This is a genomic window from Microcoleus sp. D2_18a_D3 (genome assembly GCF_036702455.1).
In the GTDB taxonomy this organism is placed as follows: Bacteria; Cyanobacteriota; Cyanobacteriia; order Cyanobacteriales; family Microcoleaceae; genus Microcoleus.
On the sequence record NZ_JAUBTK010000056.1, the window covers coordinates 45,305 to 52,415 of the forward strand.

Sequence of the window (7,111 nt, forward strand, 5' to 3'; positions counted from 1 at the left end):
GCGAAAAAGTCGATCGACTTTTTCGCAAAAATCAACTAAACTGTCTGTTCGCAATTCCCAATTCCCCTGATTGGCGGCACGGAAGTCGCAGATATAAAATATCTGTTTCTTCCCGCTTCTAGCTTCCATCTGCCTGATGCCTTCAACATCTGGCTAATCACTAATGACTTCGCAATTGGCAATTCCCAAATATTATGTCTCGTTCCAAAGCCCTGCAATCTTATATTATTGTCCGCTTGCTCCTGGCACCGCTAATGTTGTGGACAATCACCACAGCAGTATTTTTATTGTTGCGGGCCACTCCGGGCGACCCCATAGATGCCATTCTCGGCTCACGAGCTCCCGCAGCCGCCAAAGAAGCAATGCGGACTCAACTCGGCCTCGACGCCCCCCTGTGGCAGCAATATCTCAACTACATGAAAGACTTATTGAGTCTGAACTTGGGAACCTCAATCACCACTCGCGGACAAACCGTGTGGCAAATTATCGGAGATTATTTCCCCGCTACAGTGGAATTAGCAGTTTGTAGCATGGCCATAGCTTTAATTGTCGGCATCAGTATCGGTTCCCTAGCAGCATCCCGCCCCAACACTATTTTCGATGCTGTCGGCCGTTTGTTTGGCATTATAACTTACTCGCTGCCCGCTTTTTGGGCCGGCATGGTTTTGCAGTTGATTTTCGCAGTGCAGTTGGGATGGTTTCCCTTGGGAACTCGCTTTCCCGTCACATTCCCCGCCCCCGAAGGCTACACGGGACTCTACACGATTGACAGTCTCCTGAGCGCTAACCCTGGTCAGTTTCTCACAAGTTTGCATTATTTGGCACTTCCGAGTTTGACGTTGGGCATTCTTTTGAGCGGCATTTTCGAGCGCATTGTCAGGGTGAATCTCAAGCAAACTTTGCAAGCAGATTATGTCGAAGCAGCTAGAGCCAGAGGCATTCCAGAATTGCAGATTTTATGGGCTCACGCTCTGAAAAATGCGCTAATTCCGGTGATTACTGTCTTAGGATTGACTTTTGCTGCACTCTTGGGCGGTGCTATTTTAACAGAGGTTACTTTTTCTTGGCCGGGGTTGGCAAATCGCCTTTACGAAGCGATTAGCTTGCGCGATTATCCAACTGTTCAAGGTATTGTGGTATTTTTTGCGGCAATTGTCGTAATTGCCAGCATTGTAATTGATATTTTGAATGCTTACGTTGACCCGCGAATTCGGTATTAAAGGAAGTTAATTGTTATTATATGATGTCCGGTCGATCGACCGGACATCATACAGCGTATCCGCCTCTTCCTTACTGTGCCAAACTCTTGGTTTAAGTAGTTGAAAATCCACCTATATCTGAATTTAATAAAAAACGGCTAAAATCAACTAAAACAAGACCATAAATTTTTGCTATATAAGAATTTGTGCCATTATTTTTAGATAAATTAGTACAGTAAGTAAAGAAGAGCCAGTATGATGTACAGTGCGCGCCTTACCACTACAGATGGTGTCAAAATATATTCCTTGCGTCCAAGACTGTATCCGTTGTAACGCAGAATTCAAAACATCTGTGGCTTGACAACGTAAAACTCGTGTAATATACTGTAATTGATTGTAGCCTATCAATTATTACTGCCATGAAGCTAACTGCTGGTTGCTAACCCATCCCGATCGATTTCCAACGCTCTGTGCTTTAAACACTACGAAAGCCAGAGATTTGAATTGGGTAGCGACCTCTCGATCGTACTGCGATCGAGCGTCCAGCACTACGAGGACGGCTCAGCAAACCCACATGAAGCAGAAATATGCAAAAGAAAGCAATTCTCAACGCAGCTAATTTGACCTGCGAAGTCGCACCCACACGGACTTTGTTCGCAGATATCACTGTTGCGATTCATGAAGGCTCGCGCATTGGCTTAGTCGGTCGCAACGGCAGCGGTAAATCGACCTTGCTCAAGCTACTTGCCGGACAACTAATCCCGCAGATTGGCACAGTCGCGAGGACAGGTAGTGTTTACTATCTGCCTCAAGTCAGTACCCTGAATCTGTCTGCATCGAATGAATTGGTACTGGACTGGATCGCTTCTCATTCGGATGACTGGTGGACGGTGACGACGTTGCTAGAGGAGAAGTTTGCCTCGGAAGTCTCGCTATCTCAGCCTCTGGGCACAGTGAGCGGTGGAGAACGGACGAAACTTTGCTTGGCGATCGCTCTATCGAAGCAGCCTGATATTCTGTTGTTAGATGAGCCAACAAATCATTTAGACCTGTTAACCCTAGAACAGTTGCAGACAGCACTGCAAGAATTTTCTGGTGCTTTCGTTATTGTCTCGCACAAGCCGTTTTTTCTCGATCGCACCGTCGATACGATTTGGGAATTAACCCCAGCGGAGTTAAAGGTTTACGGTGGGAACTACTCCTTCTATCGATCGCAAAAAGAAATCGAACATCAAGCCGCATTACGAGCCCACGAAGTAGCGCGAAAAGAACTAAAGCGAGCGAAAACATCAGCATCTCAGGAACAACAACGAGCCGCCCACTCTCGCCAACAAGGTCGCAAACGTGCCGACAGCATTCCGAAAATTCTCGCTGGTGCGTGGAAGCGACAAGCTGAAGTAATGGCAGGAATGGCTAAGAAGAAACATGAACTCGCCGTAGAAAAAGCAACTAATCAAGTTACTGAGACCAAAATCAGAACAACGAAAACAACCCGGGTTAAATTAGAAGAATGCAATCAAAAACACAAAAATCTAATCGATATCCAAGGTGCTGATTTGAGATTAGGAGAGCGCCGATTAATCAAAAACATTCAGCTTCATGTATCGTCAAACTCGCGGATCGCTATTGCTGGAAAGAACGGCTCAGGAAAATCCTGTTTAGCTCAAGCCCTTCTAGGAATGGAGCGAACTCCAGCAATTTTAGAAGCCGGTGAAATTGCCATAAAATCTTCCATAAAATGGGTATATCTGGATCAAAGCTATGAAATGGTCGATCGCTCTCGGACAGTCCTAGAAAATATGCAAATGGCAAACCCAAACTTAGACTATCAATTGCTGCGACAGCAATTAGGAAATTTTCTATTTTTCAATGATGAGGTGAACAAGCCTGCATCTGCCTTAAGCGGCGGTGAGTTAGCGAGATTAGGGCTGGCTGCGATCGGCATTTCTCAAATTGATTGGCTCATTTTAGATGAACCAACAAATAATTTGGATTTGGAAACAGTGAATCAGATTGTTGATGGAGTCAATGAGTTTCAGAGCGCCCTCTGGGTCATCTCCCACGACCTCGACTTTCTCAGCCGCATTGGAATCACACAAGCCTACCAACTCCACAACGGCCAACTTCAGCCGCTGCTCCATCAACCGCATGAGTTGGAACGTTATCATCAGGAATTACTTGAGATGCAAATGTCTTAATTCTGAAGCTCAGTGGCGCAGCCTACATCAGCAGGAGTAGCAAAAGCTCCTATTTTGGGAAGAAGACAATTTCTAGTTTCTGGGCAATACTAGATCAAACACAGCTCAACATTTGAGGAAACGCTGATGAGATTATTGCGAACAATCGCCGCTCTATCGGCGGCCTTGACCCCACTGATGGCTGAAGCTGCCTTTAGCCGTCCCATGCCGGGAACAGCCGATTTTCCCAGAGCCTCAAACCCCGATGTAAATGTGCCGGTTTGCTTCATCGAAACCCGAGGTGGCACAACTTTTGATTTAGTCAGCTTGTGCGGCAGCAATGCTGCTCCCCAAAACCCTGCTCCGGTTGCGGGCAACCCCGCCAATGCTCCTGCAAATAACCCCAATGGGGCTGCTCCGCCTGCTCCCCCGAACCCCAACGCTATCACCAGAGATGCTGCCGGCACCCCGATAACTACTCCAACAGGCACGGCAAACCCCAACAATCCGAATAATGCCAATCCGGGAACGGCGCCCAATACCAATCCGAATAATGCCAATCCGGGAACGGCGCCCAATACCAATCCGAATAATGCCAATCCGGGAACGGCGCCGAATACTAATCCGAATAATGCCAATCCGGGAACGGCGCCCAATACCAATCCGAATAATGCCAATCCGGGAACGGCGCCGAATACTAATCCGAATAATCTCAATCCGGGAAGTGCGCCCTATATCACTCCCAATAATCCCAATCTGGGAACTTCGCCGAATACCAATCAGAATAATCTCAATCCGGGAACTTCACCGAGTACCAGTCCCAATAATAGTGCGTCTCCCACGGGTGGAACTGCTGGCGGCGGCAACGGCGATTTAGTTCCCAATCCCAATATCAATCTTCCGAGAGTACCGCCGAGTTCCTTTGGCCCGGGAGGTGTTGCACCGACTAGAGATGCGATTGATGGCCCCCGCCAGTAATAGGCGAAGTGTCAGAACTTTTACAGAAACCGGGTTTCTCTGAAACCGTCTCTTTTTTAGAGATTGTTCACCCGCGAGAAAGCCGGAATATTTATTTGCCTGCGTAATATTGATGTCACGTGCGATCGGCATATTTTGTAGCAGAGTAGCGAAATAAAAGTTAAGCTAAGAACTTGTAGACGCTATTAGCCGAGGACTCTTTCAAAACTGGACAACCAGGTAGAAGCAGTCATAGATAGCTAGCTTTAATCCGTAACAGGATTAGTTATCAGCACAGGTTAAAATTATTCCCAGGCGGGTGCTCGCCAGCTCCAAGTTCTCAATCTAAGCCATTAAACAGGCATATTTTTGTTAAGCCAGTGTGGTTTGGAAAGTAGCGGCTGATAACATTAGCCAGACAAAATTAACCCGATTATTCGGAGGCTCTTCATGAGCAAAATATTTGTTTTAATAAATTGGAACAAAATTGCTCTAGACCCGATCGCACTTGAGGAGGACATCTAGTGTCAAACTTAGTTCAACGCTTAGAAATAACCGCTCATCCGCAATTAGAAAAATCCCTCGGCTATCGAGGAGATAGTCGTTGGGTAGCTTGGCGCTGGGAACCCGACATCGACCAACTTATATCCAGCGACGGCAAAACAGTCGGCACTGGCAATAATATGGCTTGGCTGGTGTTTTTGCAGCACGATTTAGTCGATCCTGCGGTACAAGAGTACAACCTCGGGGAGGGCGATCGCTACTGGCTGCTTTTAGACACCGAAACTAGAAATCTCTACGTCGGTGAAGGGAAAACTGTTCAAAGTCTGCTCGAACAGCCGGAAAGTTTAGGTTTATTGGCCTGTCTCGATGGCGGGAATGCCGATCGACAAACTGGTGAAAATTGGCAGCAAACCCTATCTCAACTAACAGCCAAACCAGTTGTCCGCCACCTCACAAATGCCCTTCCTTTCGGTATCGCCGCCGCTTTGATAGGTGCTTTAGGCATCGGAACCGGATTGTGGGTTGTGCCGGCGGTGCAGCAGAAAATAGCCGAAAAAGCTGCTTTTATTTCCCCAATTAGTTCTGGCGCCAACTGCGGGTTGGGCGGTTCCGACGATTTTTCAGGTTATATCGGTTCGTCAAGCGGAAACAAAGAACTTCATTTAATAGGCGTTTACGAAGCCAATGCGGATCACAAGAACCGAGATTTATCAAAAAGTGCGATCGAAGTCAAAGTAGAACGCCGAAACAAGCCAATAATTCTCGCGCTTTCAGCTTATGAACCCGTGCAATGGAACATTACCGCAGAACCGGGCGCAGTTATCGAAAAAATCATCGTTAACGGATACCACAACCAAACTGTTTCAGGAGTTTCTGGAATTCCAATTGAAGAGCACAGCTACGAAGAAACCGGAGACAATCTCGGCGACTTTATCTACAAGTGGGGTGCTACCCCTGAAAGTAGCAATACTTCTTCCCTCGTGACTAAATTGGAACAGAAAAACCGCACCAGTTTAACTTCTTTTCAAGGATGCTACAGAGGTAAAAACTTTAGTATTAATTGAGAGCAGCTAGAAACCGCGACAAGTTATACAATTTCCGATTTTCAATAGGGAATAACTGATTAGATATGGATTTGGAATTTGTTACAGTTCCATGCTTTTTTTTACTGGTGTTAAAACCTATCCCCCTAAAATCACCAAACCCGCGCCGGCGGGTTTTTTATTGAGAGTTAAACTTATTTGCACCTCTATGGTATGATATCCGGTGGTGCGATCGCCAATTCCCAATTCTAACAATACTAATATATTGGCTATGAAATACTGGCACGAAACGCTCGCAGTAGCACAGCGGATTTTAATTGAATTGGGGAGGCGGCGACGCAGCTTAGTATTGTGGAGTATTTTTCCAGTTTCTATCTTGCTAATTAACGGTTTAATTTTAAAAGAACGCGCTAATCTCACCACAGCAAAAGCCTTTGAAGTTGCTGCACCTGCAAGCTTAGTAGGAGCGGCTTTATTTTTTAGCTGTCTCGGTGGTAGCGTAGCAACAGTAGTAGCAGAGCGAGAACAGCATACCCTCAAACGCTTGTTTATTTCCCCGCTGAGCGGCACTTCCTACTTTTTAGGAATTTTCCTGGCTCACAGTTGCATCGGCATCGGTCAGGTAATTTTAGTATACACGATCGCCTCTTGTTTAGGAGCGCAATTTCAAGGCTCTATCCTGTTAGGATGTGCGATTATTCTGCTCAGTATTGTATCTTATGTAGGTGTAGGCTTTATTCTCGGCACCCAGTTTGCGAGGCGCACTGAAGATGTCAACTCGCTAGTAGCGGCTTTCGGCGTTCCTTTGTTGATTTTAGGAGGCGCATTTTTGCCAACTTCGCTGTTTCCCAAAAGTCTGCTGGAACTCGCCCAGTACAATCCAATTTATCACATGAACGAAGCGCTGATGGGCGTGTGGGCTGACGGCAAAGATTTGGCTGATATTTCCGAACACTTCTGGTATTTATTCATATTTTCTATTGCCATGATTGCAGGTGGATGGCTTTCTTACGGCAGGATGCTGAGAGTAGAAAGAAGACTTTAAAACTATCTCATTATGTCGTAATATGGTTCAGTTAACACTGCTAATTCCCCGGAGATCCCCCTAAATCCCCCTTAATAATGGGAGTAGGGGTTGACTTTGAGCAACTTCTTGTCCCCCCCTTCTTAAGGCTATGGCTTACTCACATCTTTCTTAACAAAGGCGCTCCGGCTTCAGCCGGAGCGACCT

General features: G+C 46.4%; 5 protein-coding genes. All 5 read left to right on the plus strand.

Features of this window, described 5'->3' with window-relative positions; all coding sequences use genetic code 11:
- Nucleotides 1-194: 194 nt before the first annotated feature.
- The 5 genes from QUB06_RS22970 to QUB06_RS22990 all read left to right on the plus strand — a co-directional run bounded on the left by QUB06_RS22970 (nucleotide 195) and on the right by QUB06_RS22990 (nucleotide 6,925).
- Nucleotides 195-1,220 (plus strand): ABC transporter permease, encoded by a 1,026-nt coding sequence (locus tag QUB06_RS22970; protein WP_333437238.1) that lies wholly within the window; start codon nucleotides 195-197, stop codon nucleotides 1,218-1,220.
- Between the two features lie 566 nt (nucleotides 1,221-1,786).
- The gene (gene abc-f, locus QUB06_RS22975) at nucleotides 1,787-3,397 is read left to right on the plus strand and encodes a ribosomal protection-like ABC-F family protein (RefSeq protein WP_333437239.1); all 1,611 of its coding nucleotides are present in this window, start codon (nucleotides 1,787-1,789) and stop codon (nucleotides 3,395-3,397) included.
- 126 nt (nucleotides 3,398-3,523) lie between these two features.
- Nucleotides 3,524-4,354, plus strand: coding sequence for a hypothetical protein (locus QUB06_RS22980; RefSeq protein ID WP_333437240.1), 831 nt, complete (start codon nucleotides 3,524-3,526; stop codon nucleotides 4,352-4,354).
- A gap of 503 nt (nucleotides 4,355-4,857) precedes the next feature.
- Nucleotides 4,858-5,901: a hypothetical protein gene (locus tag QUB06_RS22985; protein ID WP_333437241.1), complete on the plus strand. Its 1,044-nt coding sequence runs from the start codon at nucleotides 4,858-4,860 to the stop codon at nucleotides 5,899-5,901.
- A 250-nt stretch (nucleotides 5,902-6,151) separates the two neighbouring features.
- Entirely contained in the window at nucleotides 6,152-6,925 is a 774-nt protein-coding gene (locus QUB06_RS22990) for an ABC transporter permease (RefSeq protein ID WP_333437242.1), read from the plus strand.
- The last annotated feature ends 186 nt before the right edge of the window (nucleotides 6,926-7,111 follow it).